Consider the following 25,414-nt stretch of genomic DNA (forward strand, 5'->3'; position numbering starts at 1 on the left):
TACTCATGAACGATCTCATCTATCAGGACGAACACGCTTCGCTGCAACCGCTCGAAGGGCGCACCGTCGCCGTGATCGGCTACGGCATCCAGGGCCGCGCGTTCGCCGCGAATCTGCGCGACAGCGGCGTCGCGGTGCGCGTCGGCAACATCGACGACCGCTACTTCGAGCTCGCGCGCGCGGAAGGCCATCGCGTGACGAACATCGCCGAGGCGGTCGCGCACGCGGACATCGTGCTGCTGCTGATTCCGGACGAAGCGCACGGCGCGGTGTTCGACGTCGACATCGCGCCGAACCTGCGCGACGGCGCGCTGCTGTGCGTCGCGCACGGGCACTCGCTCGTGCAGGGCGACGTGCGCCCGCTCCCGGGGCGCGACCTCGCGATGCTCGCGCCGCGCATGTATGGCGATCCGATTCGCCGCTACTACCTTGCCGGGCAAGGCGCGCCCGCGTACTTCGACATCGTCGCGGACCACACCGGCCGCGCGCGCGACAGGGTGCTCGCGATCGCGCGCGCGGTCGGCTTCACGCGCGCGGGCGTGATGGCGCTCGGCTACCGGCAGGAAACGTTCCTCGATCTGTTCCAGGAGCAGTTCCTCGCGCCCGCGCTCGTCGATCTCGTCGAAACGGGCTTTCAGGTGCTCGTCGAACGCGGCTTCAATCCGAAGGCCGCGCTGCTGGAGGTCTACGGCTCGGGCGAGATGGGCAAGATGATGCTCGACGGCGCGGACATCGGGCTCGACGAAGTCGTCGCGCTGCAAGGCTCGCCCACCTGCCAGGTCGGCTATCACCGCTGGCGCGGCCGCACGCTGCCCACGGCCGTGCGCGAGCTCGCCGCGCGCGTGCTCGACCAGATCGAAGGCGGCGACTTCTCCGCGTATCTGAAGGAGCAGGCATCGAACGACTACGCGTCGCTCGACGACGCGCGCCGCGCGGCGCTGAAACGGCCGCTCAACGTCGCGCATGCGCAGGTGCGCGCGGCGTTCCGGTTCCCGACCGAGGCGGCGGGCGGGCTCTATCAGGCGGCGCAAGCACCCGCCGACGTCGAACCTGAGGCCGCGCGATGAGCGCCGGGCGTCTCTACGTCGGCGCGACGTTCACCGCATCGCCGCTCGAACCGCTGCTGCGCGCGCAGGGCTTCGACGACGTCGCGTTCACGCGCTACAACCAGTTGCTGCAAGCGCTGCTCGCGCCCGATCCGCAACACGCGGGCGACGCGACGCTGCTGCTCGTGCGGCTCGCCGACTTCGTGCGGCACGAAGCGCACGACCGCGCGCAATCGACGGACGCGCTCGCCGCGCTGCTCGCGCAACGCGCGGATGCGTGGCTCGACGCGCTCGCTTCGTTCGCCGCCGGGCGCGCGACGCCGCCGTGCGTCGTCGTGCTGCCGTCGCCCGCGCTCGACGCGCGCGGCGGGGCGCTCGCCGAAGCATGCGGGCGGCTCGAGCGCGCGCTGCTCGACGTGCCCGGCTTGCGCGCGCTCGATTGGGCCGACTTCACCGCGTCGGGCGCGATCGCGCAGCCGTTCGATTCCGTCGCGGACAAGCTCGGCCACGTGCCGCTGACGATCGAGGGCTTCGCGGCGTTCGCGCGATGGCTCGCCGAGCGCTTGCGCGGCGAAGCGGGCGACGCCGCACACGCCGGCGCGAGCGCGAACTCGCCCGCTCGCGCCGAAGCCGACGCACATGCGAAGGTCGATCCGCACGCCGCCACTGCCGCCGCTGCCGCCGCTGCGGCCGCGCATCCGAGCGCCGAAGCCGCCGGCGCGGCCGATGCGGCGACCACGCACGCCGCCGCATCGCCGCCCGCGCCGTCGCTCGCCCGCTTCTTCGAGCGCCTGCAACTGCGCATCGCGAGCGTCCCCTTCGACGACGAAACCGCGCTCGCGAAAAGCGCGCGCCTGAGCCACACGGCCGCGACGTTCCATCTGAGCGCTCGCCCGTATCTCGAAGCCGATCTGCTCGACGCGACTTCGCGCGACGCGGCGGGACTCGCGCTGACCGTCGCCGACCGCTTCGGCCAATACGGCTGCAGCGGCTTCGCACTCGTGCGCGTCGACGCCGGCCTGCCCGTGCTCGCCGAGTTCGTGCTGAGCTGCACGGTGCTCGGCAAGCAGGTCGAGCACGGCGTGCTGCTCGCGCTCGCGCATGCCGCGCAGCGCGCCGCGTTGCCGGCCGTCGCGCTCGATTACGTGCGCACCGGCGGCAACCAGCCGGCTGTCGACTTCGTCGACGCAATCGCCGCGCAAGCGGGCGTCGTCATCGACCGAAGCGGCCCGCGCGCGCGGCTACGCATCGCGCCGGCCGCGCTCGCCGAGGCCGTGCTCGCCTGCGCGAACGCGCCGCAAGCGCTTGCGGCGGCCGCGCAGGCGCTCGATCTCGCGCCGCTCTTCCTCCACTCAACCGCTCACCTGGCCGCCCATCGATGAACGCGAATCCCGACGCACTCAAGCTCACGCGCGCGCACGCCGCGCCGCCCGCCGACTGGTGGGCGCGCGAGCGGCTGCACTACCGCGACAACTCACTGCACTTCTGCGGCCGCCGCGTCGCCGAACTCGCGGCCGCGTTCGCCGAACCGGTGTTCCTGTACGACCCGCAGCGCGCGGTCGACAACGTCGCGCGCCTGCAACGCGCGCTGGGCGACCTGCAACGCGGCGACTTTCACGTCTACTACGCGATGAAGGCGAATCGCTTCCGCCCGCTGCTGTCCGAGCTGCGGCGCTCGCCGATCTTCGGCATCGACGCGTGCTCGCCCGAGGAGTTGCGCGAAGCGCTCGCGTGCGGCTTCGCGCCGGAGCGCATCTCGTACACCGCGCACGGCATGATGCCCGACGAAGCCGCGCTCCTCGCCGCGCTGCCCGACGTGCACGTGAACTGCGACACGCTGAGCGCGATCGCGCTGCTCGGCAGCCGTTCGCCGGGGCGCGAGATCGGCATTCGCGTGAACCCCGGCGTCGGCATCGGCTACGGCGACAGCGAGCGCCTGAGCTACGCGGGCGCGACCATCACGAAGTTCGGCATCTATGCGGAACAGTTCGGCGCGGCGCTCGAGCTCGCCGCGCGGCACGGCCTCACCGTGACGTGGCTGCATTGCCACGCGGGCTGCGGCTATCTCGACGCGCAGCTCGACTCGTTCGAGCGCGTGCTCGATGCGCTCGATGCGTTCGTCGCGCGCGCGCCGGGGCTGCGCGGCATCAACCTCGGCGGCGGGCTCGGCCTGCCGCATCGCGCGACCGACCGCCCGCTCGATCTCGAACGCTGGCGCGCGGCCGTGCACGCGCGCTTCGGCGGCCGGCCGCTCGCGCTCGCGATCGAGCCAGGCGACTTCATCGCGAAGGACGCCGGCATGCTCGTGCTGCGCGTCGCATACGTCGAGCTCAAGCGCAACCGCCGTTTCGTCGGATTGAACGGCGGCTTCAATCTCGCGATAGAACCCGCGTTCTACGATCTGCCGTGCGAGCCCGTGCCGTGCGTGCGCCGGCCGGGCCCCACGCAATCGGTGTGCCTCGCGGGCAACATCAACGAAGCGCTCGACGTGTGGGGCGACGACGTGAGCCTGCCGCCCGTCGAGCCGGGCGATTTCGTCGCGCTGCTGAACGCGGGCGGCTACGCGTCATCGATGAGCTCGAACCACTGCCTGCGCGGGCAGTTCCGCGAGCTCGCGCTGTTCGACGCCGCGCCGCACTGATCCCAACCTCAACGACAAGGAGCCCCAGCGTGTCCTCGCTTTCACGACAATTGAGCGCTCTCGGCAGCCGGATCTTCACGAGCGCGCCGTTCGGCCCCGGCGTGTCGATGCAGAATCTCGCCGAATGGTCGTCGCTCGCGCACGTCCAGTTGCTCGGCAAGGTCGCCGCCGAATTCGGCGTCGATATCGATATCGAAGAAGCCTATCGGCTCGACAGTTTCGAGCGGCTGCTGCAGTACATCGAGCGGCGGTGCGAACCGGGCGGCGACACGCCGCCCGCGTCCTCGACGCCGGACGCGGCGTCGGACGCCGCCGTCGGGCCGCCCGATACGATCGGCGCGCTGCTTCGCGCGCGCGCCGACGCGCTGCCCGACGAGCCGTTCCTGTTTTTCCCCGCCGACGATCTCAGCTACACCTATCGCGCGTTCCACGGGCTCGCGTGCGCGGCGGCCGATACGCTGCGCGCGCACGGACTCGCGCGCGGCGACCGTCTGTCGGTCGTGCTGCCGAACGGCCCCGAGTTCCTCGCGTACTACTTCGGCGCGCATCTGCTCGGCGCCGTGTCGGTGCCGATCAACCCGGCGCTCACCGCGGCCGAGTGCGCGTACATCGTCCGCAACAGCGGCGCGAAGCTCGTCGTGTTCGACCGGCGCATGACGTACCTGCGCGACGCGGTGCGCGCCGAGCTCGGCGACGATGGCGGCGCGCGCCTCGCGAGCGCCGACGCCGCATCCGGCTTCGGCCTGGAAGCGCTGGCCGCGCTCGCGGCAACGGGCGAGCGCGCGGCGATCGCCCCCGATCCCGATCTCGCCGCCGGCGACGACGCGAGCATTCTCTACACGTCCGGCACGACGGGGCACCCGAAGGGCGTCGTGCTGTCGCACCGCAATCTCCTGTCGGATGCGCGCGCGCTCGTCCGCTGGTTCGCGTTCGAGCCCGGCACGCGCACGATGTGCATCCTGCCGCTGTTCCACAACAACGGGCAGGTGATCACGCTGCTGTCGCCGCTGATCGCGGGCGGCAGCTCGGTGATCCTGGAAGGCAAGTCGGCGCTGCCGTCGTTCTGGAAGCTGATCGACACATATCGCGTGAACTGGACGAGCGTGATGCCGGCGTTCCTGTCCGCGTTCCTCGAATACGGCCTGAAGCGCACCGACGACACGCTGCGCGGCATCGTCTGCGGCGGCCAGGTGCTGCTCGACGAAGTGCGCAACCGCTTCGAGAGCGAATACCGCGTGCCGGTGTTCGAGGGCTTCGGGCTCACCGAGACGACGTCGTTCGCGACGATGAACCGCCATCCCGCCGAGCGCCGACGCTTCGGCTCGATCGGCGTCGCGCTGCCGTGCAATGCGTTGCGCATCGTCGATGCCGACGGCCGCGAGGTGGCCGCGGGCGAGACGGGCGAAATCCTGATCCGCGGCGAGAACGTCGCGACGCGCTACCACGGGCTCGCCGAACTCACCGCCGAGCGCTTTCGCGACGGCTGGCTGCATACCGGCGACTATGGCTATCGCGACGACGAAGGCCACTTTTTCTTCGCGACGCGCGTCGACGATCTCATCATCAAGGGCGGCGAGAACATCTACCCGGCCGAAATCGAGAACGCGCTGCACGGCTGCGACGACGTGATCGAATGCGCGGCGCTCGGCGTGCCCGATCCGATTCTCGGCCAGGACGTGTGCGTGTACGTGAAGCTGCGGCCGTCGTCGACGCTCGGCAAGGACGGCGTTCGCCGCTTGTGCGAGGGCCGCATCGCGCATTACAAGTGCCCGCGCCACGTCGTGCTGCTCAACGAGCTCGACGATCTGCCCGAGCTGCCGAAGGGCCCGACGCGCAAGATCCTGCGCCGCAAGCTGCTCGCGCATTTCGCGACGCTGCGCGAGCGGGAATCCGCATGACGCGCGGTGCGCGGCAACCCCGCGCATCGCATCCGCTGTCCAACCGCATCGACCGAACATGAAGGAGACGCCATGAAGCTTGTGCTGTTCCTGCATCTGATTTTCGTCGCCGCGTGGATGAGCTGCGTGATCGTCGAGGGCATCTTCGAGCACGCGATCGATCGGAGTCCCGAGCAACGCGCGTTCATCTCGAAGCTGCACTGGAGCACCGACAAGTACGTCGAGATCCCGGCGTTCACGATCGTGCTGATCACGGGTGCAATCCTGCTCGCGCACCGCGCGCCGACGCCGCTGTTGCTGACCAAGGTCGCGTTCGGCACGCTCGCGATCGCGCTGAACGCGGTGTGCGTGTGGATCGTGATCCGCCGCACCCGCTATGCGGCGCGAAACGACTACGCGGCGTGGGAGCGCATCGACCGCCTGCAGCACAAGCTCGGCGGTGTCGTCGCGATCTCGATGCTCGTCGCGCTTGGCATCGGCGGCTACCTGTTCGCAGGAGGATGAATGAAAGCACTGATTTTCCCCGGGCAGGGCGCGCAGGCGGCCGGCATGGGCGACGGTCTCTTCGAACGGTATCCTGAGATCGTCGAGGCGGCGGACGACGCGATGGGCCTGTCTGTCGAGCGGCTTTGCGTCGACGATCCGGACGGCCTGCTCGCCGACACCCGCTATGCACAGCCCGCGATCTTCGTCGTCAACGCGCTCCACCTCGCCGCATGGCGCGACGCGCACGGCGCACACGACGACGCAAGCGTCTGGTTCGCCGGGCACAGCCTCGGCGAATACAGCGCGCTCCTCGCCGCGGGCGCGTTCGACTTCCGCACCGGGCTCGAGATCGTCAAGCGGCGCGGCGAGCTGTTCGCCTCGGCGAACGGCGGCGCGATGGCGGCCGTCGTCGGCGTCGCCTCCGCCGAGCTCGGCCGCCGGCTGCGCGCCGCCGGCCTCGCCGACGTCGATCTCGCGAACTTCAACAGCGCCGAGCAGACCGTGATCGCCGGCCCAGCCGCGTCGGTCGACGCCGCCGCGCGCATGCTCGACGCATGTGGCGACGTCACCGTTCATCCGCTGAAGGTCAGCGGCGCGTTCCATTCGCGTTGCATGACGCCGCTCAAATCCGAGTTCGACGCGTTTCTCGCACGCTTCGCGCTCACGCTGCCCGCACGGCCTGTCGTGTCGAACGTGACCGCACGCCCGTATCAGCCGCCCGGCACGCCCGCCGACTATCTCGTCGAGCAGCTCGACCAGCCCGTGCGCTGGCGCGACAGCGTCCGCCACATGCTGCGCGCGGGCGTCGACGAATGGATCGAGCTCGGCCCCGGCCGCCGGATTCTCACGCGTCTCGTCGACGCGATCCGGCGCGAGCAGTCCGAGCGGCTCGTCGCGCCGCAACCCGCACAACTTTGAAGAGGACCGATCCGACATGTCATCCATCCAATCCGCCCTCGCCGCCTGCCGCTCGCTCACCGCGCCGCCGCCGCTCGCGCCCGCGGCCAATTTCGCCGACGTACTGCGCTTTCGCGCCGACACGACGCCCGACGAGTTCGCTTACGGCTACCTCGGCTTCGGCCGCACGCCGGACCGCGTGATGCGCTACGGCGACATTCACCGCCGCGCGCTCGCGATCGCGCGCGAGATTGCCGCGCACGGCCGCACGGGAAACCCCGTGCTGCTGATCTTTCCGTCGGCCGCCGATTTCATCGAGGCGTTCTTCGGCTGCCTGTACGCGGGCCGCATGGCCGTGCCGGCGCTGCCGCCGCGCACGGAGAAGGAACGCCGCCGGCTGATCTCGATCGCGCGCGACTGCGCGCCGTCGCTCGCGATCTGCGGCGACGGCGAAATGGACACCGTGCTCGCCGAGCTGCGCACGGCGGGTGTCGTCGCGCCGCCGTGCCGCGAAGTCGGCGCGATTCCCGACTGCGGCGGCGGCAACGGCGGCGGCCCGAGCGAGCTGCCCGCCGTCGCGCCGGACAGCATCGCGTTCCTCCAGTACACGTCCGGCTCGACGTCCGATCCGAAGGGCGTGATGGTCGGCCACGACAACCTGCTCGCGAACGAGCGGCTGCTGCGCCGGCACTGGGGCAGCGACCGCGAGCGCTGGCTGATCGTGTCGTGGCTGCCGCATTATCACGACATGGGGTTGATCGGCGGCATCCTGCAGCCGATCTATGCGGGACGGCCCGCGGTGTTCATGTCGCCGCAGGATTTTCTTCAGCATCCGGCGCGCTGGCTGCATGCGGTGTCCGACTACGGCGCGACCTGCAGCGGCGCGCCGAACTTCGGCTACGAGCTGTGCCGGCGGCGCGCGAGCCGGATGGACCTCACGCGGCTCGATCTGTCGACGTGGGAGCAGGCGTTCAACGGCGCGGAGCCGGTGCGGCCGCGCACGATGCGCGAATTCGCCGATGCGTTCTCGTCCACCGGCTTTCGCCACGACGCGTTCGCGCCGTGCTACGGGCTCGCGGAGCTCACGCTCGTCGCGACGTCGAAGCAGATCGGCGCGCCCGTCGTGATCCGGCGCGCGGACTGCGCGGCGCTCGCGGACGGACGCTTCGAGCCGCCGCAAGGCGACGGCCGATCGATCGACGCCGTGTCGGTCGGCGCGCTCGAGCACGCGCATCAAGCGTTTTGCATCGTCGATCCGTCGACGGGCGAGCCGCAGCCGACGGGCGCGATCGGCGAGATCTGCATCGCGAGCGACAGCGTGTGCCACGGTTATTTCGGCCGGCCGGACGCGACCGACGCGACGTTCCGCGCGTACCGCTCCAGCGCGTTTCCGAACGGCATGCTGCGCACGGGCGACCTCGGCTTCATCGACGACGACGGCCATCTGTTCGTCTCCGGGCGAATCAAGGATCTGATCATCCTGAATGGCGTCAACTACTATCCGCAGGACATCGAAGGCGCCGTGCTGAACGTGTCCGACCAGATCCGCGCGAACCGGCTCGCCGCGATCGCGGTCGAGCGCGGCGAGCAGGCGGGCGTCGTCGTCGTGCTCGAGGCGATCGGCCGGTTCGATCTTGCGGCGCTCGCGCCGGAAATCAGCCGCGAAGTATGGGACGCGTGCCAACTGACGCTGAGCGGCGTGATTCGCGTGAAGAAGGGCGAGATACACACGACGTCGAGCGGCAAGATCCAGCGCGCGACCTGCGCGAAGATGCTCGCCGACGGCGCGTTCACGATCGAGGACGCCTATCTGCACGACGCTGCGCAAGCATGGCTCGCACCGGTGGTCGAGCGGTGCGGGAGCGCTCGCCGCGAATCGTCGGGGCAGGCTCGGGCGGTTGCCTGAGCGTGCGGGGCGGCTTGGCGCGGCCTATTGCGGCGCGCAGCGGTTCGATGCGGCTTGCGCGAGATGCGAGACGCGCGATGTGTGCTCCACGGTGCGCCGGGCCCGCAAACGCGTGAGACGCCCGCGCGCCGTCGCTCCCGGCGTCGGGCGGGCCTCGCACGGACGACGGCGCCGCAAATTCGCGCGACGAATCGCGCAGCCCGCCCCCCGCATCCTCGCGTCGCACGCGCGGCCGCGGTATAGTCCGGCGGGGCGCGCGCCGCGCGAACGCGTGCGACGCGCACACGGCCCGTCGCATCCGCGCCGGCCCCGCGCCGATTTTCGACATCAACCCGCACGAGCGGCCCGCCGGGCCGCCCGGCATCCGATTCGTTCAAACGCCGATCGATGGCTTCGTTGATTCTCGTTCTCGCCTGCCTCGTCGCGGGCGCCGCGCTCGCGCGCAGCAAGCGCCTGCCGGCCAACTTCCCGGCCAGCCTCAATTACTTCGTAATCCAGATTTCGTTGCCCGCGCTCGTGCTGCAACACCTGCACAAGATCGCGTTCGGCGCCGACATGCTGTGGCTGCTCGCGACGCCCGCGATCGTGTTCGCGGCGACGGCCGTGCTCGCGCTCGCCGCCGGCGCGCTGCTGCGTCTCGACAAGGCGACGGTCGGCTGCCTCACGCTCGTCTGCGGCACGAGCAATACGTCGATTGTCGGCGTGCCGGTCGTGCAGGCGCTGATCGGAAGCGCCGCGGTCGGCCACGCGCTCGTCATCGACCAGGCGAACTTCATCGTGATGTGCACGGCGGGCCTCGTCGCCGCCGATCTGTACGCGGGCAGCGCGACGAGCTGGCGCGGCGTCGCGCGGCAGCTCGCCGGCTACCGGCCGATTCAGGCGATGGCGCTCGCGCTGCTGCTGCGGCCGGTGCCGTTTCCGCCCGCCGTCGAAGACGTGCTGACCGCGCTCGGCGCAACGCTCACGCCAATCGCGATGATCTCGGTGGGCGCGAGCTTCAGCGTGCGCCACGCACGCGACGCCGCGCGCAACTTTCTGGTCGGCATCGGCTTCAAGCTGCTCGCCGTTCCGGCGATCGTGCTCGCGTGCGGGCTCTATGTGTTCTCGCAGCGGGGCGTGCCGCTCACCGTCGCGCTCGTGCAGGCGACGATGCCGCCGATGATCATCGCGGGGCTCATCGCGATCGACAAGAAGCTCGATCCGCCGCTCGCGGGCGCGCTGATGACGCTGGGCGTGCCGGCATCGATCGCCGCCGCATGGCTATGGCGAGGCGTGCTGCCGTATTGACGAGCGACGCGAAACGACCATCCCATTTGCTTCGCAAACCGAACGATTTCCCCGCGCCGCATCGCTTGGCATCGGGCGCCTGAGCGCATCTCGCCCGCGTGCGACATACATGTGCGCGCCGCAACCGGAACGAAAGGCGCGTCGCGGGGCCGGCGCGAACGCCCAGATCGCCCGTCGCCGACGGCGCACGCGCCACCGTCACGCGCCGTCGGGCAACAGGCATTGCATTTCGTAGAACACCATGTCGGGGCGCGCGGCGATCGTCAGCGGCACGCCCGACGTGACGAAGCCGAGCGATTCGTAAAAGCCGCGCGCCGAATCGCGCGCGGTGCACCAGACGACCTTTCCGCCCTGCCGCTGCGCGTGCTCGATGCACGCGCGCATGAGCCGCGTGCCGACGCCCAGCCCCTGCATGAACGGCTCGACGGCCACGCCGCGCAGCCGCCATGCGCGGTCCGCCGGAAAATCGCGAAACGGTTGCCGGCAGATCGTCGCGACGGCGACGATCCCTTCCGACGTCCGGGCCGCGAGATGAAGCGTCATCTCGTCGTCGTCGCACGGAAAACGGCTCGCGTTCTCGTCCCCATCCAGCAGGATTCGGGCCCTGAGCGGCAACACGAACGCAACCGGAACGGTCACGATGGAGTACGACTGTTGATCGACGAGCATCGGCTGTTTACGCAAAAGTTGATTGACTCATTCTAAATCCGTGAAAGATTTCGATCGCGAAAAAATAATTGTTGTTCGCCCTAGCCAATACGGTTAATCTAAATAAATGTTGCTCGCGTCATTAAATTCAAGCAAACAAACTGCGATCACAGATAATGGAGAAAATCTCGTCCGATACGGGAAGCGCCTATGACGAGATCCGCTCGCGGATCTTCGACGGCCGATTGTCGCCCGGGCAGAAAATCTCTCACCGGGGCCTCGCGCACGAACTGGGGGTCGGGCAGATGCCGGTGCGCAGCGCACTGCAGTTGCTCGCGTCGGAAGGGCTCGTCAACATCGTCGACAAGAGCGGCACCTTCGTCAACGAGCCGACGCGCGACGATCTGCGCGAAATCTACGAGTTGCGGCTCGCGCTCGAAAGCACCGCCGCGTACCTCGCGGCGCACGGCGGCGTGACCGACGGGCTGTCGCGCTCGCATGCGCAGATGCGCAGGCTCGTCGACGAAAACATCGCCGACATCATGACCGAGCAGAAAATCGGCTGGGTCTTTCATGACGAAATATTCAAGGCGGCGCGCAACGACCGGCTATTCACGACATACAAGCTGCTGCGCGCTCAAACGCACGCGCTGAACGAACTGCCGCGAAGCGATTTCGCGACGGTCAGGCGCGGCACGCTCGAACATTTGGAGATTTACGCGGCCATCGACGCACGGGACGCGGAAACGGCGCGACGCCGGATGTGGAATCACGTGATCGACGGTACTCCGGACAGAATCCGATTAATTCGAGCTCAATATGACACTGGCCAATAAAAAAATTCCTTTGCCGCTACAGATGATTCTCGGCCTGGCGCTCGGCGTGGCCTTCGGGCTGCTCGCGCCCGCCGCGAGCCGCGACCTGGCCTTCATTTCGACGCTGTTCGGCCACGCGATCAAGATGGTCGTGCTGCCGCTGATCCTGCTGTCGGTGACGCTCGGCGCGTTCCGCGCGGGCACGCAGCGCGGCCGGCTCGGCAAGACGGCCGCGTTCAGCCTCGTGTTCTTCGTGCTGATGACGGTGATCGCCGCGTCGCTCGGCCTCGCGCTCAACTGGCTGTTCAGGCCCGGCATCGGCGCGAGCCATGCGCAGACGGCCGCGATGCCGGCGAATCTCGCAAGCGGCATCGACTGGATGAAGTTCCTGACCGACATGATTCCGTCGAACATCGTCGGCGCGCTCGCGGCCGGCAATTCGCTGCCGGTGCTCGTGTTCGGCGTGCTGCTCGGCTGCGCGCTCGCCGCCGTCGAGGATCGCGCGGCGCCGTTCGTCGCTGTCTGCGAATCGATGCTCGCTGCGTTCTTCAAGATGACCGAGTGGGTCGTGTCGCTGTCTCCGATTGCGATCTTTGCTGCGATCGCGGTGCTGCTGTCGTCGAAAGGGCTCGCCGCGATGGCGCCGCTCGCGAAGCTGCTCGGCATCGCATATCTCGGCATGGCGCTCCTTGCCGCATGGCTCACGCTGATCGTCAAGCTCGCCGGCCATTCGCCGCGCGCGGTCGTGCGCAAGGTGAGCGAGCCGCTGATCCTCGGCTTCACGACGCGCTCGTCCGAAATCACGTTCCCCGTGCATCTGAAGAAGCTCACGGAGATGGGCGTGCCGTCGTCGGTCGCGTCGACCGTGTTGCCGCTGTCGTACATTTTCAATCGCGAAGGCGCGGTGCTCTACACGGTGCTCGCGGTCTGCTATCTCGCTGACGCATATCAGCTCGCGTGGAGCTGGCCGCTGATGATCACGATCGCAGTCCTGACGATCATCACGATCGACGGCGCGGCGAACGTGCCGTCGGGCGCGGTCGTCGCGATCACGGTGATCCTCGCCGCGATCGGGCTGCCTGCCGATGCGGTGCTGCTGATTCTCGGCGTCGACGCGTTCTTCGACATGGGCCGCACCGCGCTGAACGTCTACGCGAGCACCGTCGCGACGACGCTCGCGAGCCGCATGTCCGGCGTCGCGCCCGAGATCGCGGAAGCCGCGACGGCACACGCATCGCGCGCTTGAGGCTGTCGCGCGCCGGGTGTTGCCGTGCAGTTGACGTATGCGCCGGCGGCATCGGCGCGCAAGGCGAAACCGGGATCGGCACGGCGAGCGGCCGACGCCGCAAGGCGCGACGGCCGTCGAGACGCACCGGCCGATGCAGAACGTTTTTGCGGGACAGTTTTTTGCGAGCGTGATGCTCGGCGGTTTGGTGGGTGCGGCACGCCGTGCGTGCGGAAGCACGCACGGCAGCCGCCTCGCATGACACCGCTCGCGCGATTGTAGTTCCGTCTGCGAGTATTTCTGGCCCTCGGATGCAGGCGGTTACGCAGTCCCTGTCGCCCCACGCTGGGACTGCGCTTTTTATTGCCGGACCAGCGGCGCAACGAAACGGCAATCAGCCGTCTCATGCGCCGCTGCCAAGTGTAAGTCGGGACCGCTGCGCGCGAAACAGAAATCGCGCTGCAGCATGCCTTCCCGGTCGATTCGGCCCGCACGCCGTTTGCGCGCCGCCGATGCGCAGCGACGGCCGCACGCTCCGCGCATTCATCGCGAGTGCCGCCCGTCACGCGACGGGCGCAGCATGCTTGCGCCCGTCGCGTCCGCGCGGCTCTCAGGCTCTCAGGCTCCGACTCTCTAATTCCCAGGCTGTTCGGTTCCCGCACGTCATGGCACTGGCGCGCCCGACTCCGCCAGCACCAAAGCTCGCGGGCGGCATCCGCATACCCGAAGGCGCGCCGTCCTGCTCTCGCGCGCTTTCGGCAGCGCATGCGACGGAGCATCGCCGCGGCGGCGGCCCGCGAAAACGCGGCACCGCCGCCGCGCGCTCAACGTGCCGCGACGTCCTGCTTGTTCGGCTCGCGCGAACCGACGGCCACGTCGTTTCCCCAACCGCCGCCGAGCGCGCGAATCAGGTTGACCGTCGATACCGCCTGCGTGCCCGTCAGCTGATTCGACTGCAATTGCGACTCGAGCACCGAGCGCTCGCTGTCGATCACCTCGAGATAGCTGACCGCGCCTTCCTGATACTGCGTGCGCGACAGCTTCGCCGCGCGACGCGACGCGTTGACCGCATCGCTCTGCGCGCGGATCTGATCGTCGAGCAAACGCAGATCGGCGAGGTTGTCCTCCACTTCGCGGAACGCGACGAGCACCTGCTGCCGATAGTTCGCGACTTCCTCGTCGTACTTCGCGCGCGCCTGCGCGACGCCCGCGCTGCGGCGTCCGCCGTCGAAGATCGGCAGCGTGAGCGCCGTGCCCGCGAACGGTCCGAGCAGGAACGTGCGGCTCGACCACAGGAACAGATTGCCGAGCGTCGCCGCTTCATAGCCGAACGAACCCGTGATGTCGAGCTTCGGGAAATACGCGGACTTCGCCAGGCCGATGCGCGCGTTCGCGGCCATCATCGCGCGCTCGGCCGCCGCGATGTCCGGCCGCCGCTCGAGCAGCGCGGACGGCAACCCCGCCGGCACGCGCACCGCGACCGGCACGATCGGCGTTTCCTTGAACGAGAAATCAGCGGGCGCCTTGCCGAGCAGGATCGCGAGCGCGTGCTCGGACGCGGCGCGCCGCCGTGCGACGCCGACCGAGTCCGCCTGAGCGGTCGCGAGCTCGTTCTTCGCGCGCGACACGTCGAGCTCGCTGATGTCGCCTTCGCTGAAGCGCCGCTGCACGAGCTTCAGCGCCTCCTCGCGCAGCTCGACCGTGCGGCGGTACAGATCCTGATCGGAATCGAGCCGGCGCAGCTCGAAGTAGTTCTGCGCGACGTCCGCCTGCAACGCGAGCTGCACCGAGCGGAACAGCGCCTGGCTCTGCGCTTCGTCCGCACGCGACGCTTCGACGTTGCGGCCGACGCGGCCGAACAGATCCGCCTCGTACGACACCGTGCCCTGCGCGCGCCAGAGCGTCGCGTTCGTCGGGCCGCTGCCCTGCGGCTGGAACTGCGACGCCGGCGACAGCCCCTCGCGCGTCGGCCCGAAGCCCACGCCCACTTGCGGGAACCACTGCGAGCGCGCGGCGCGGGTCGCCGCGCGCGCCTGCTCGACGCGCGCCGCCGCGGCCTTCAGGTTCTGGTTCGCGGCGAGCGCCTGCGTTTCGAGCGCATCGAGCGCCGGATCGCCGAATACGCGCCACCATTCGCCGCGATGCGCGTCGTCGGCGGGCTCGGCCGTCTTCCACGTGCCGGCCTGCTCGCCCGGCGCGAGCGCCGGCGCTTCCTTGAACGCGGCGGGCGTCGCGACATCCGGCCGCCTGTAGTCGGGCCCGACCGCGCACGCGGCAAGCAGCGCGACGAGCAGCCCGCTCGCCGCCGCGATCTTCGCGACGCGCGCGATGCGTTCGTTGATGTTGGTCTTGTTCATTTTTCTATCCTCAAGCGTCCGGAGCCGGCACGCCGTAGCCCGCCGAATCCTTCTGCGCGACGTGAATCTTGCCGCCCGCGAGCGTGCGCAGCACCACGTAGAACACCGGCGTCAGCATCAGGCCGAACAGCGTCACGCCGAGCATCCCGAAGAACACCGCGACGCCCATCGCGTGGCGCATCTCCGCGCCCGCGCCCGTCGACAGCACGAGCGGCACGACGCCCATGATGAACGCGATCGACGTCATCAGGATCGGGCGCAGCCGCAGCCGGCTCGCCTCGACGGCCGCCTCGAACGGCGTCTTGCCGTCATGCTCGAGCTCGCGCGCGAACTCGACGATCAGGATCGCGTTCTTCGCGGACAGCCCCACCAGCACCATCAGGCCGATCTGCGTGAAGATGTTGTTGTCGCCCTGCGTGAGCCACACGCCCGTCAACGCCGACAGAATGCTCATCGGCACGATGAGGATCACCGCGAGCGGCAGCGTCAGGCTTTCGTACAGCGCGGCGAGCACGAGGAACACGAGCAGCACGCTGATCGGGAACACCCAGAACGCCGAATCGCCGGCCAGAATCTGCTGGTACGTGAGATCGGTCCACTCGAACTTCACGCCGCGCGGCAGCGTCTGCGCGGCGATCCGCTCGACGGCCGCCTGCGCCTGGCCCGACGAATAGCCGGGCGCAGGCCCGCCGTTCACGTCGGCCGCCGTGTACGCGTTGTAGCGCACGACCATCTCCGGCCCGAACGTCGGCGACACCGTGACGAGCGACGACAACGGCACCATCTCGCCCGCCGCGTTGCGCGTCTTCAACTGCAGGATGTCGTCCGCGCGCTGGCGGAACGGCGCGTCCGCCTGCACGCGCACCTGATAGACGCGGCCGAAGCGGTTGAAGTCGTTCACGTACAGCGAGCCGAGGTAGATCTGCATCGTGTCGAACACGTCGGTCACGTTCACGCCGAGCTGCTTGGCCTTCACGCGGTCGAGATCGACGTTCAGCTGCGGCACGTTGATCTGGTAGCTCGTGAAGAGCGGGCCCAGCTCGGGCGCCTGCTGCGCGCGCTTGATGAAGTCGTTCGTGGCGTCAGCGAGCCGCGCGTAGCCCACCGCGCCGCGATCCTCGATCTGCATCTTGAAGCCGCCCAGCGTGCCGAGGCCGAGCACGGGCGGCGGCGGGAACACCGCGACGAACGAATCCTTGATCGCCGCGTACTTCTGGTTCAGCGCGCCCGCGATCGCGCCCGCCGACAACGCCTTGCCGTGACGCTGATCGAACGGCTTCAGCGTGACGAACACGATGCCCGCGCTCGAGCTGTTCGTGAAGCCGTTCACCGACAGCCCCGGGAACGCCACCGCGCTCTCGACGCCCGGCTGCTTCAGCGCGATCGCGCCCATGTCGCGGATCACCTTCTCGGTGCGGTCGAGCGACGCGCCGTTCGGCAACTGCGCGAACGCGATCAGATACTCCTTGTCCTGCGCGGGCACGAAGCCGCCCGGCACGATCTTCGAGACCATCAGGGTCGCGCCGACGAGCACGAGATACACGCCGAGCATCACCGCCTTTCTCGACAGCACGCCGCGCACGCCGCGCCCGTAGTGCTCCGCGCCGCGATGGAACACCTTGTTGAAGCCGCGGAAGAAGCCGCCGAGCACGCGGTTCATCACGCGCGTGAGCCAGTCTTCCTTGTCGCCGTGGCCCTTGAGCAGGATCGCCGACAGCGCGGGCGACAGCGTGAGCGAATTGAACGCCGAGATCACCGTCGAGATCGCGATCGTCATCGCGAACTGCTTGTAGAACTGGCCCGTCAAGCCGGACATGAACGCAAGCGGCACGAACACGGCGACGAGCGTGAGCGCGATCGCGATGATCGGCCCGCTCACCTCCTGCATCGCCTTGTAGGTGGCGGCGCGCGCGGTGAGCCCGTTCTCGATGTTGCGCTCGACGTTCTCGACGACGACGATCGCATCGTCGACGACGATCCCGATCGCGAGCACCATCCCGAACAGCGAGAGCGCATTGATCGAATAGCCGAACAGCAGCAGCAGCGAGAAGGTGCCGACGATCGACACCGGCACCGCGATCAGCGGAATGATCGAGGCGCGCCACGTCTGCAGGAACACGATCACGACGATCACGACGAGCGCGATCGCCTCGAGCAGCGTGTGGACGACCGCCTTGATCGACGAGCGCACGAACTGCGTCGGGTCATAGACGATCTTGTAGTCGACGCCCGCCGGGAAATCCTGCTTGAGCTCGGCCATCGTCTTGCGCACTTCGTCGGAAATCGCGAGCGAGTTCGCGCCCGGCGACTGGTTGATCGCCATCGCGACGGCCGGCTTGTTGTCGAGCAGCGAGCGCAGCCCGTACTCGGACGCGTCGAGCTCGATTCGCGCGATGTCGCGCAGGCGCGTGACGCCGCCGTCCGGCGCCGTCTTCACGACGATGTCGCCGAACTCGTCCTCGTTCTGCAGGCGCCCGCGCGCGTTCACCGACAGTTGCAGCGGCGTGCCCGGCAGCGTCGGCGACGCGCCGATCACGCCGGCGGCGACCTGCACGTTCTGCTCGCGGATCGCGCGCACGACGTCGTCGGCCGTCAGGTTGCGCTGCGCGACCTTCTGCGGATCGAGCCACACGCGCATCGCGTAATCGCCCGCGCCCCAGAGCTGCACCTGGCCGACGCCCTGGATGCGCGACAGGCGATCCTTCACGTTGATGAGCGCGTAGTTGCGCAGATACGTCATGTCGTAGCTGTCGTTCGGCGAGATCAGGTGCACGACCATCGTGAGCGTCGGCGAGCTCTTGACCGTCGTGATCCCGAGCCGCTGCACGTCTTCCGGCAGGCGCGGCAGCGCCTGGTTCACGCGGTTCTGCACGAGCTGCGTCGCCTTGTCCGGATCGGTGCCGAGCTTGAACGTGACGGTGATCGTCATGTTGCCGTCGCTGTTCGCCTGCGACTGCATGTACAGCATGTCCTCGACGCCGTTGATCTGCTCCTCGAGCGGCGACGCCACCGTCTCGGCGATCACCTTCGGGTTCGCGCCCGGGTACTGCGCCTTGACGATCACGGACGGCGGCACGACTTCCGGGTATTCGGAAATCGGCAGCAGGAACATCGCGATCATCCCGGCGAGCAGGATGACGACCGACAGCACCCCTGCGAAGATCGGTCGATCGATGAAGAATTTCGATATGTTCATGGAAGGCTCTATCTGATTGGGCGCGCTGGCGCGGCGAACGCTCGTCGAAAGCGTTCGGGCGTCATGCGCGCGCGTTGCCCGGCGCGCCCTGCGGACGCTGCACGCCGCCCGCCACCGGCGTCGCGGCGGCGTCGTCGCCGCCCGTCATCGGCACGAGATGCGGCTTCACCTGCTCGCCCGGGCGCACGCGCTGCGTGCCGTTCACGACGATCCGGTCGCCCGCCGCGAGGCCGCCCGCGATCACGCGCTGATTGCCGTGCTGCGCGCCGAGCTGCACTTCGCGATACGACACGCGGCCCTGCTGGTCGACGACGAACACGAACTTCTTGTCCTGATCGGTGTTGATCGCCGCGTCGTCGATGAGAAGCGCCGGATGCGGCGCGCTGCCGCCCACCTTCACGCGCGCGTAGAGGCCGGGCACGAGCGAGCCGTCCGCGTTGTCGAAGCGCGCGCGCACGCGGATCGTGCCGGACGACGTGTCGAGCCGGTTGTCGACCGAATCGATCACGCCCTGCCGCGAGTAGCCGCTCTCGTTCGCGAGGCCGAGCTCGACGGGCACCTTGCGGCCATCCTTCGCGCCGCCGATGTATCGCAGATACGTCTGCTCGTCCGCGTCGAACGACGCGTAGATCGGCGACACCGATACGAGCGTCGTGAGCGGCGCGGCCGACGCGCCCGCCGACACGACGTTGCCGAGCGTGATCTCCGCGCGCGACACGCGGCCCGACACGGGCGCGGTGATCCGCGTGTAGCCGAGGTTGATGCGTGCGGTCTCGAGCGCGGCCTGCGCCGCCTTCAGGTTCGCCGATGCCTCGCGCGCGGCGTTCTGCTTCTCGTCGTAGTCGCGCTTGGCGATCGCGTTGTCGCCGATCAGGCGTTGCGCGCGCTGCCAGTCGCTCTGCGCGTAGCCGTTGCGGGCCTGCGCGGCGGCGAGCTGCGCGGCCGCGCGATCGACCTCGGCCTGATACGGACGCGGATCGATCACGAACAGCACGTCACCCTTCTTCACGAGCGCGCCGTCCTTGAAGTTCACCGACACGATCGTGCCGGACACGAGCGGACGCACGTCGACCTTCTCGACCGCCTCGAGGCGGCCCGAGTAGGACTGCCAGTCGGTGATCGTCTTCGACAGCACGGTCGCGACGTCGACCTCCGGCAGCGGCGCCGCCGATTTCTCCGGCGCGCTCGCGTTCACGCGGATCGCGCCGAACGCGCCGAGGCCCGCGATGACGACGACCGCGAACGTCGCGGCCGCGATCCGCGAACGGGAAGTACGCAAGATAGCCATGAAAAAACCCCCAAGTTGTCGGTTGTTCTGGATTCGGATGAAATCGGCGTCAGCCCGGCGAACCCGAGCTGAAGCGCAACTGGAAGAAGCGCGCCGCCTCTTCGAGCGCGCCCGTGTGGTCGGCGAGCGCCGCATGCGACACGTCCCGGTAGCGGACCACCTGTGTCGGCACGCCCGCGTCGATCAGACGGCTCGCGTACTTTTCCGCCTCGACGTGCAGCACGTCGTTCTGCGCGGTCGCGACGAGCGTCGGCGGCAGCCCCGCGAGGCGCGCCGATTCGAGCGGCGCCGCATACGGATGCATCCGCTGCGACGGCTGCGGCAGGTATGCGCGGTAGCACGCGGCGCACTCCTGCGCGGTCGTGTCGGACGACGCGAGACGCGTCGCGTCGGCGAGCCGCGTCAGGCTCGGATCGAGCATCGGGCCGATCAGCACCTGCGCGGCGATGCGGATCTCGCCGCGGTCGCGCGCGATGAACGCGAGGCAATTCGCGAGCTGGCCGCCCGCGTCGTGCCCCGCCACGCCGATCTTGCGCGGATTGCCGCCGAACGCGCGCGCGCGGGCCTCGACCCAGCGCGCCGCGCAGTACGCGTCCTCCGGCGCGGCCGGAAACGGATGCCGCGGCGCAAGCGAATAATCGACCGACACGACGAGCGCCGGCACGTGCTCGGCGAGATGGCGCGCGGCGCGCTCGGCGTCGTCGAGCGCGCCGCGCACGAAGCCGCCGCCGTGGAAGTAAAGCACGACGGGCAGCGCGGACTTGTCGGGGCGGCGATAGAGGCGCAGCACGATGTCCTGCGCGTAGCCGCCGATCACGACGTCCGACACCGCGAGCGCCGGCCGCACGCGTGCGCTTTCAGCGCTCGTGCCGGGGATTTGGCTGCGGAAATCGAATGCGTCCATGACCTGTGTTGCGCGGCGTCGCGCGTCCATTGCGAGATGGATCGAATTCTGGGTCCGGCAGACATCGGGATAAATGCCTATAATCCGGCAACACAATTCACGCCCCCTGAACAATCGTCGGCTGCGTCGCCTTCTCCGGTGTCGCGGCCTGCATCTGTTCGGGGTGCAAATATCGCGGAGGTAAAGTAATGGACCGGCTGCAGGCCATGCAGGTGTTTACGCGCGTCGTCGATACGAACAGCTTTACCAAAGCGGCCGAGACGCTCGGCCTGCCCCGCGCGTCGGTGACGACGATCATTCAGAATCTGGAGGCTTTCCTCGGCGTGCGGCTGATGCACCGGACGACGCGCCGGCTGTCGCTCACGCCCGACGGCGCCGCGTACTACGAGCGCTGCGTGCGGATTCTCGCGGACGTCGAGGAAACCGAGGCGAGCTTCCAGTCCAACAACCGAAAACCGCACGGCAAACTGCGGGTCGACATGCCGGGCTCGATCGGACGCCTGATCGTGATCCCTTCTCTGTGCGAATTCCATTCGCGCTACCCGGATATCGATCTGCAGCTCGGCCTGTCGGACCGGCCGGTCGATCTGCTGCAGGAAGGCATCGACTGCGTGATCCGCGTCGGCGCGCTGCAGGATTCGTCGCTCGTCGCGCGCCGGGTCGGGCTGTTCGAGGGCACGACCGTCGCGTCGCCCGCGTATCTCGAGAAGTACGGCGAGCCGCAGACGATCGAGGCGCTCGCGCAGCACAAGGCCGTCAACTACTTCTCGAGCCGCACCGGGCGCACGATCGAATGGGCGTTCCTGATCGACGGCAAGGAAGTCGAGGTGAAGATGAACGGGCTCGTGTCGGTCAACGACGCGGACGCGTACGTGACCTGCGGGATCGAAGGCTTCGGGCTGATCCAGCCGCCGCTCTTCATGGTGTTGCCGCACCTGCGCAACGGCACGCTCAAGGAGGTGCTGCCGGGCTACAAGCCGCTGCCGATGCCGATTTCGGTCGTCTATCCGCACAGCCGGCATCTGTCGCCGAAGGTGCGCGTGTTCGTCGACTGGGTCGCCGAGATCTTCGAGCGCTGCCCGCTGCTGAGCGGCCGCAAGGGGCTCGATGCGACGTGCAGCAAGCGCACGTTCGAGGAAGCCGAGCGCGCGCCGTCGCTCGACACACCGGTGTTGAACGAATGGGTGGCCTGAGCGGTTAGGGCGTGTTCACACTACATTAGTTTGAGGTTATGCTTCGGAGATGGAAATCTCCGAAGCCCAATTCAAGCAGATCGAACATTGCCTGCCGCGACAGCGTGGCAATGTGAGCCTGTCGAACCTGCAAGTGCTCAACGCGATCCTTTATGTGGCCGAGCACGGATGTAAATGGCGCGGCCTGCCACCACGTTTCGGCCGCTGGCACACGATCTACACGCGCATGAACCGTTGGTCTCGCAACGGTGTACTGGACCGAGTGTTCACGGAGTTGCAGCGCGCGCAGATCATTCGCGTTCGGATTGAAGCGGTATCGCTGGATAGCACGATCGTGAAGGTTCATCCTGACGGCACCGGTGCGTTAAAAAAAATGGACCTCAAGCCATCGGCAAGTCTCGCGGAGGATGGACAACCAAGATTCATATGGTTGCCGCGGATGCTCGAACAGCCATAACGTTCGCACTGTCGCCCGGTCAAGCCGGCGATGCGCCGCAGGGACGTGCACTGCTCGAACGCCTGGGGCCGCCGAATCGGCCGCTGCACCTGCTGATGGACAAGGCGTACGAAGGTAACGAAACCCGACAACTCGCGCTCGATCTCGGCTTCATCCCGGTCGTCCCTCCGTTGAGTACGCGCGTCGAGCCTTGGGAATACGACCGGGAAATGTACAAGCGTCGTAACGAAGTCGAGCGGCTGTTCCGTCGATTGAAGGGTTTTCGTCGCATCTTCTCGCGCTTCGACAAACTCGACTTGATGTTCATTGCCTTTATCAACTTCGCCCTGATTATCGAAGCCCTTCGATAGTGTGAACACGCCCTAGTCGCGCGGGCGGATGCGCGCGGATGCCACGCGCATTCGTTGGTCCGTCATACGTTCTCAGGGGCGGCGTGCAAGCGCCGCCGCGCAACAGGCGTCGTCGGCGGCACTGCGTCGCCCCAATCGGCGCGCGTACGCCGCGAACAAATCGCGGCGTACGCCACTCACTCTTCCAATTCGCGGCGGACATGCGTCGGCATGCGCCAATCGCCTGCCGTCGTTCGCCGAACGTCTTGCGGCTTCGCATGAACGGGACCGGCCTCGATGATGCGAGACGTTGCGTCCGACGCTTGCGAAGTGCGCTTGCCGATGCGATCGCCTCGTCGACGTCGCGGCGCGCCCATCCGATCGAAACGCACGCGCGATGCGACGCGGCGCATGTGCGCGCATGAGCACGGCGTGTCGACCTCGAACGAAGAGCCTTCGACTGCCGCGTTCGCATTCCGCATTCGGCACGGCTGTGCGTCGCGCGCCGTCGCTCAGCCCGTTCGCGCGCGCGAACCCACGACCCCGCCGGCATCATGGACTCCGATTGTTCCATCCTCGCGACAATTCAATTCGCGACATCGCCATTTATCGCCTCGGCGCACGCTCCTAAAGTACAGCCTGTCGCGCACCGTTTCGTGACGTGCGCATCGAATCGACAGGAGTCACATCATGAAACGCAGCAGTCTTCTCGCCGTCGCCGCCATCGCGCTCGCCGTTGCCGCGCCGGCATTCGCCGACGGCGGGATCGGCCCTGCGGGCAGCTACGGCGATACGTCTTGGCACGGCCACGGCACCCGCACGCGCGCCGCAGTCCGCGCCGAACTCGAACAGGCACGGCGCGACGGCACGCTCGCCGCGCTGCGCAAGTCGATGTCGTATGCGCCGCCCGGCGCCGAGCTCGTCGCGCAGCGCCCGTACCGCCCGGACCCCGACGCGAACCAGCTCGCGGGCGCGGGCCGGTAAACGCAACGCGCCGCGCATCGAAACCGATGCGCGGCGCGCCGTCCCGCATGCAGCCGCTTCATTCGTCAGCGTGAGATCACGATCATGAACAGCCCGATTCCATCGCAACTCGATCACTGGGACGACAGCGCGCCCGTCTGGAAACCGTTCCGTTCGAGCGCGCCGTCGCGCTGATCGGCACGCGCCGCGCGCGCGCCGCTCCGTCAACGGCGCGGCACGCCGCCCTTCCATTCGCTCCAGTGCGTGACGATGTCCTGCACGAGCGGATTGCCCGCGCGATACAGGTTCTCGGTCGCGAGCGGGAAGCCGCCCTGGTCCGCGTAGTTCAGCAGATTGTCGACGCTCGTCTGGCCTTGATACGGGCGATCGAAGTCCGAGCCGGTACGCAGCACCGCGACGCGATTCAGGTCGACGCGATGCACGCTCGCCGCGCGCTTGAGCGCCTCGAACGTTGCGTTGTCTTCCTGCGCGGTCATGCAATACGTGCCCTTGTTGTCGGTGAGGAGCTTCGTCCACTGGCGCGCGCGTTCGCCGAGCAGCGTGCCGGAAAACCACGTATTGCCCGACGACGTGTCGCAACGGGTCACGACGGGCGGCTGGTTCGCGGGCGCATCGTTGAACTTCGCGCGCGCGGCTTGCGCCTGCGCGCTGTCGGCGAGCTGCACGTTGCGAGACAGCGCATACGCGGCGTCCGCGAGCTTGCCGTTCAACTGAAACACTTCGGTGCGGTAGTCGAGCGGCGGCTTGTCGGTCGGGCCCTTCGTGTTGATGCCGAGATAGCCGGTGTTCCAGCCTGCGGGAATCTCGCGCGCGTCGAGCTCCCATTGCAGGCCGAAGTCGACGAGGTACTTCGCCCACGCGGCGGTGCCGAGCGTGCCGCGCGCCGGATCGACGCCCGCGATGCCCGAGATCAGGAAGTATGTCTGCCGCAGATCGAAGCGGCGCGAGAACGTGAGCGCCATGATCGTCGACGCCGCGTTCGCATAGCCCATGCCCGTCGTGACGACGCACACGTCCTGCTTGTTGCAATGCACGTCCGGATAGTCGGGCGACAGGCCGGGCACCGCGATGTCCTTCCACGGGCCGAGACGGTCGAGCCACGCCTGGCCCTCCGGACCGAACATCGAGATGATCATCACCTTCACCGGGCGGCCCTGGGCACCGGCTTCGGCGAACGCGTCGCCGTTGTTCTGCGCGACGGACGGCGCCATCGCGCAAGCGGCGAGCGAAAACACGGCTGCGGAAAGTAACGAGCGAGTCAGCATTAGCGTTCCTTATTAAAAATGAGTTCGATGAGAACGGCGTTCGGAGACTGCGCGAGCAGTATAAAGGACGTCAATATTCAGACGTGAGCAAATGCGGCGGCGCCGTATGCGGGCACGGCGATGCCGACGGCGGCGGCGATCCGCGGCGCCGCGAGCCGGCGCGCCGAACGGACAACACGCCTGAGCGCGGCGCCGCGGAGCGAGAACACGAGTTGTCCGGCGACGCTGCCGGCAGGCACCGCGGGCGCGCGCGACGGCCAATGCGTGACGGATGCGGCCCGCCGGCGACGCCCGCGCGCATCGCGCGACGCGCGACGCGCGACGATCGGCGCGACGGGGCGGATCGACAGCGCGATCGCCGAGCCGAACAGGAAGTCTCTCAGTGGAATGGGCGAGCACACGAAGCAAGGCGCCCGCCTGCAGCGGCGCACGCGTGCTCCCGGCGCGATCCGACGCCGCCCGAGCGATCTCCGGGCGCCGGGGCGGGCTGCGAATACTCGTGCGCCGTTCGCGGACGAACGCATCGCGCCGCGCGGGCTCGCCGCCGTCACCGGGCATCGCGCGTCATTGCGATGCCCGGCGACAAGCGATC

The 25,414-nt window shown here is 68.4% G+C and carries 20 protein-coding genes; 13 read left to right on the top strand and 7 right to left on the bottom strand.

Annotation, left to right across the window (positions count from 1 at the left end; genetic code table 11):
• Positions 1 to 5 precede the first annotated feature (5 nt).
• The 8 genes from BTH_RS10710 to BTH_RS10745 all read left to right on the top strand — a co-directional run bounded on the left by BTH_RS10710 (position 6) and on the right by BTH_RS10745 (position 10,161).
• Complete coding sequence (locus BTH_RS10710; protein ID WP_009894052.1) at positions 6 to 1,067, top strand: NAD(P)-binding domain-containing protein; 1,062 nt, start codon at positions 6 to 8, stop codon at positions 1,065 to 1,067.
• Complete coding sequence (locus BTH_RS10715; RefSeq protein WP_009894053.1) at positions 1,064 to 2,428, top strand: hypothetical protein; 1,365 nt, start codon at positions 1,064 to 1,066, stop codon at positions 2,426 to 2,428. Before BTH_RS10710 ends, BTH_RS10715 begins: the two co-directional genes overlap by 4 nt.
• Positions 2,425 to 3,687 carry a diaminopimelate decarboxylase gene (locus BTH_RS10720; RefSeq protein ID WP_009894054.1) on the top strand — a complete coding sequence of 421 codons (1,263 nt, stop codon included), beginning with the start codon at positions 2,425 to 2,427 and terminating at the stop codon, positions 3,685 to 3,687. The genes BTH_RS10715 and BTH_RS10720 overlap by 4 nt, the downstream gene beginning before the upstream one ends.
• A 29-nt stretch (positions 3,688 to 3,716) precedes the next feature.
• A complete protein-coding gene (locus BTH_RS10725; protein ID WP_009894055.1) occupies positions 3,717 to 5,585 on the top strand; it encodes an AMP-binding protein in 1,869 nt (622 codons plus the stop codon).
• 72 nt (positions 5,586 to 5,657) lie between these two features.
• Entirely contained in the window at positions 5,658 to 6,089 is a 432-nt protein-coding gene (locus BTH_RS10730) for a hypothetical protein (RefSeq protein ID WP_009894057.1), read from the top strand.
• Positions 6,090 to 6,989, top strand: coding sequence for an ACP S-malonyltransferase (gene fabD, locus BTH_RS10735; protein ID WP_009894058.1), 900 nt, complete (start codon positions 6,090 to 6,092; stop codon positions 6,987 to 6,989).
• Positions 6,990 to 7,005: 16 nt separating this feature from the next.
• Positions 7,006 to 8,874 (top strand): fatty acyl-AMP ligase, encoded by a 1,869-nt coding sequence (locus tag BTH_RS10740; protein WP_009894059.1) that lies wholly within the window; start codon positions 7,006 to 7,008, stop codon positions 8,872 to 8,874.
• Between the two features lie 387 nt (positions 8,875 to 9,261).
• Positions 9,262 to 10,161 carry an AEC family transporter gene (locus tag BTH_RS10745; protein WP_009894060.1) on the top strand — a complete coding sequence of 300 codons (900 nt, stop codon included), beginning with the start codon at positions 9,262 to 9,264 and terminating at the stop codon, positions 10,159 to 10,161.
• A gap of 198 nt (positions 10,162 to 10,359) precedes the next feature.
• Here BTH_RS10745 and BTH_RS10750 read toward each other — a convergent pair whose 3' ends face one another.
• Positions 10,360 to 10,830, bottom strand: a complete 471-nt coding sequence (locus BTH_RS10750) for a GNAT family N-acetyltransferase (RefSeq protein ID WP_009894061.1) — start codon at positions 10,828 to 10,830, stop codon at positions 10,360 to 10,362.
• 155 nt (positions 10,831 to 10,985) lie between these two features.
• Between BTH_RS10750 and BTH_RS10755 the strand changes: the two genes are divergently transcribed.
• Positions 10,986 to 11,645, top strand: a complete 660-nt coding sequence (locus BTH_RS10755; protein ID WP_009894062.1) for a GntR family transcriptional regulator — start codon at positions 10,986 to 10,988, stop codon at positions 11,643 to 11,645.
• Positions 11,629 to 12,870: a dicarboxylate/amino acid:cation symporter gene (locus tag BTH_RS10760; protein WP_011401507.1), complete on the top strand. Its 1,242-nt coding sequence runs from the start codon at positions 11,629 to 11,631 to the stop codon at positions 12,868 to 12,870. The genes BTH_RS10755 and BTH_RS10760 overlap by 17 nt, the downstream gene beginning before the upstream one ends.
• 803 nt (positions 12,871 to 13,673) lie before the next feature.
• Here the strand turns inward: BTH_RS10760 and BTH_RS10765 are convergent.
• The 4 genes from BTH_RS10765 to BTH_RS10780 form a co-directional block, all read right to left on the bottom strand.
• Positions 13,674 to 15,206 carry an efflux transporter outer membrane subunit gene (locus BTH_RS10765; RefSeq protein ID WP_009894065.1) on the bottom strand — a complete coding sequence of 511 codons (1,533 nt, stop codon included), beginning with the start codon at positions 15,204 to 15,206 and terminating at the stop codon, positions 13,674 to 13,676.
• Positions 15,207 to 15,216: 10 nt separating this feature from the next.
• Positions 15,217 to 18,402, bottom strand: coding sequence for a multidrug efflux RND transporter permease subunit CeoB (gene ceoB / locus BTH_RS10770; RefSeq protein ID WP_009908091.1), 3,186 nt, complete (start codon positions 18,400 to 18,402; stop codon positions 15,217 to 15,219).
• A gap of 61 nt (positions 18,403 to 18,463) precedes the next feature.
• On the bottom strand, positions 18,464 to 19,690 hold the full coding sequence (locus BTH_RS10775) for an efflux RND transporter periplasmic adaptor subunit (protein ID WP_009908092.1): 1,227 nt from the start codon (positions 19,688 to 19,690) through the stop codon (positions 18,464 to 18,466).
• A 49-nt stretch (positions 19,691 to 19,739) separates the two neighbouring features.
• Positions 19,740 to 20,594 (bottom strand): alpha/beta hydrolase, encoded by an 855-nt coding sequence (locus tag BTH_RS10780; protein ID WP_009894067.1) that lies wholly within the window; start codon positions 20,592 to 20,594, stop codon positions 19,740 to 19,742.
• A gap of 188 nt (positions 20,595 to 20,782) precedes the next feature.
• Between BTH_RS10780 and ceoR the strand changes: the two genes are divergently transcribed.
• The 3 genes from ceoR to BTH_RS10800 all read left to right on the top strand — a co-directional run bounded on the left by ceoR (position 20,783) and on the right by BTH_RS10800 (position 23,557).
• On the top strand, positions 20,783 to 21,787 hold the full coding sequence (gene ceoR / locus BTH_RS10785; RefSeq protein WP_009894068.1) for a putative multidrug efflux transcriptional regulator CeoR: 1,005 nt from the start codon (positions 20,783 to 20,785) through the stop codon (positions 21,785 to 21,787).
• 49 nt (positions 21,788 to 21,836) lie between these two features.
• A protein-coding gene (locus BTH_RS33470) for an IS5 family transposase (RefSeq protein ID WP_099005207.1) occupies positions 21,837 to 22,594 on the top strand; the annotation gives its coding sequence in 2 pieces (ribosomal slippage) (positions 21,837 to 22,152 and positions 22,152 to 22,594; 759 coding nt in all).
• 669 nt (positions 22,595 to 23,263) lie between these two features.
• On the top strand, positions 23,264 to 23,557 hold the full coding sequence (locus tag BTH_RS10800) for a DUF4148 domain-containing protein (RefSeq protein ID WP_009894071.1): 294 nt from the start codon (positions 23,264 to 23,266) through the stop codon (positions 23,555 to 23,557).
• A gap of 203 nt (positions 23,558 to 23,760) precedes the next feature.
• Here the strand turns inward: BTH_RS10800 and BTH_RS10805 are convergent, their stop codons facing one another.
• Entirely contained in the window at positions 23,761 to 24,822 is a 1,062-nt protein-coding gene (locus BTH_RS10805; protein WP_009894074.1) for a purine-nucleoside phosphorylase, read from the bottom strand.
• Between the two features lie 77 nt (positions 24,823 to 24,899).
• Positions 24,900 to 25,223, bottom strand: coding sequence for a hypothetical protein (locus BTH_RS10810; protein ID WP_102815719.1), 324 nt, complete (start codon positions 25,221 to 25,223; stop codon positions 24,900 to 24,902).
• Positions 25,224 to 25,414 lie beyond the last annotated feature (191 nt).

This window comes from Burkholderia thailandensis E264, from assembly GCF_000012365.1.
In the GTDB taxonomy this organism is placed as follows: domain Bacteria; phylum Pseudomonadota; class Gammaproteobacteria; order Burkholderiales; family Burkholderiaceae; genus Burkholderia; species Burkholderia thailandensis.

Coding starts and splice junctions, on each gene's coding strand:
- BTH_RS10710 (WP_009894052.1), top strand. CDS start 6: ATGAACGATCTCATCTATCAGGACGAACACGCTTCGCTGCAACCGCTC.
- BTH_RS10715 (WP_009894053.1), top strand. CDS start 1,064: ATGAGCGCCGGGCGTCTCTACGTCGGCGCGACGTTCACCGCATCGCCG.
- BTH_RS10720 (WP_009894054.1), top strand. CDS start 2,425: ATGAACGCGAATCCCGACGCACTCAAGCTCACGCGCGCGCACGCCGCG.
- BTH_RS10730 (WP_009894057.1), top strand. CDS start 5,658: ATGAAGCTTGTGCTGTTCCTGCATCTGATTTTCGTCGCCGCGTGGATG.
- fabD (WP_009894058.1), top strand. CDS start 6,090: ATGAAAGCACTGATTTTCCCCGGGCAGGGCGCGCAGGCGGCCGGCATG.
- BTH_RS10740 (WP_009894059.1), top strand. CDS start 7,006: ATGTCATCCATCCAATCCGCCCTCGCCGCCTGCCGCTCGCTCACCGCG.
- BTH_RS10745 (WP_009894060.1), top strand. CDS start 9,262: ATGGCTTCGTTGATTCTCGTTCTCGCCTGCCTCGTCGCGGGCGCCGCG.
- BTH_RS10750 (WP_009894061.1), bottom strand. CDS start 10,830: ATGCTCGTCGATCAACAGTCGTACTCCATCGTGACCGTTCCGGTTGCG.
- BTH_RS10755 (WP_009894062.1), top strand. CDS start 10,986: ATGGAGAAAATCTCGTCCGATACGGGAAGCGCCTATGACGAGATCCGC.
- BTH_RS10760 (WP_011401507.1), top strand. CDS start 11,629: ATGACACTGGCCAATAAAAAAATTCCTTTGCCGCTACAGATGATTCTC.
- BTH_RS10765 (WP_009894065.1), bottom strand. CDS start 15,206: ATGAACAAGACCAACATCAACGAACGCATCGCGCGCGTCGCGAAGATC.
- ceoB (WP_009908091.1), bottom strand. CDS start 18,402: ATGAACATATCGAAATTCTTCATCGATCGACCGATCTTCGCAGGGGTG.
- BTH_RS10775 (WP_009908092.1), bottom strand. CDS start 19,690: ATGGCTATCTTGCGTACTTCCCGTTCGCGGATCGCGGCCGCGACGTTC.
- BTH_RS10780 (WP_009894067.1), bottom strand. CDS start 20,594: ATGGACGCATTCGATTTCCGCAGCCAAATCCCCGGCACGAGCGCTGAA.
- ceoR (WP_009894068.1), top strand. CDS start 20,783: ATGGACCGGCTGCAGGCCATGCAGGTGTTTACGCGCGTCGTCGATACG.
- BTH_RS10800 (WP_009894071.1), top strand. CDS start 23,264: ATGAAACGCAGCAGTCTTCTCGCCGTCGCCGCCATCGCGCTCGCCGTT.
- BTH_RS10805 (WP_009894074.1), bottom strand. CDS start 24,822: ATGCTGACTCGCTCGTTACTTTCCGCAGCCGTGTTTTCGCTCGCCGCT.